Below are 531 nucleotides of genomic sequence, written 5' to 3'. Positions count from 1 at the left end.
CTACAACCCCAGAAGGCAAGCCTTCTGGTTTGGGCTGTTTCCCGTTCGCTCGCCGCTACTTAGGAAATCGCATTTGCTTTCTATTCCTCCGGGTACTGAGATGTTTCAGTTCCCCGGGTTCCCTTCCTTACCCTATGGATTCAGATAAGGATACTGCCCCATTACGGACAGCGGGTTTCCCCATTCGGAAATCTCCGGATCAAAGCTTACTTACAGCTCCCCGAAGCATATCGGTGTTTGTCCCGTCCTTCATCGGCTCCTAGTGCCAAGGCATTCACCGTGCGCTCTTATTCACTTAACTTATAACGCACACGGACATCATTGTCCGTTGTCTGCTCTTGATTGCTTTCTTATCTAGTTTTCAAGGTGCTAAATGGAGCCTAGCGGGATCGAACCGCTGACCTCCTGCGTGCAAAGCAGGCGCTCTCCCAGCTGAGCTAAGGCCCCGTATTTACATGGTGGGCCTGAGTGGACTTGAACCACCGACCTCACGCTTATCAGGCGTGCGCTCTAACCGACTGAGCTACAGGC

Annotated in this window: 1 tRNA gene and 1 rRNA gene; both read right to left on the bottom strand. The window is 52.5% G+C overall.

Features of this window, described 5'->3' with window-relative positions:
• A 23S ribosomal RNA gene (locus ABD323_RS45150) occupies nt 1–301 on the bottom strand; the annotation flags it as partial.
• Nucleotides 302–374: 73 nt separating this feature from the next.
• Nucleotides 375–447: transfer RNA gene (locus ABD323_RS45145), tRNA-Ala, on the bottom strand.
• Nucleotides 448–531: the final 84 nt, after the last annotated feature.

This window comes from Kitasatospora nipponensis, from assembly GCF_039528135.1.
In the GTDB taxonomy this organism is placed as follows: Bacteria; Actinomycetota; Actinomycetes; order Streptomycetales; family Streptomycetaceae; genus Kitasatospora; species Kitasatospora nipponensis.
This window is presented reverse-complemented; position numbering and strand designations above follow the sequence as displayed.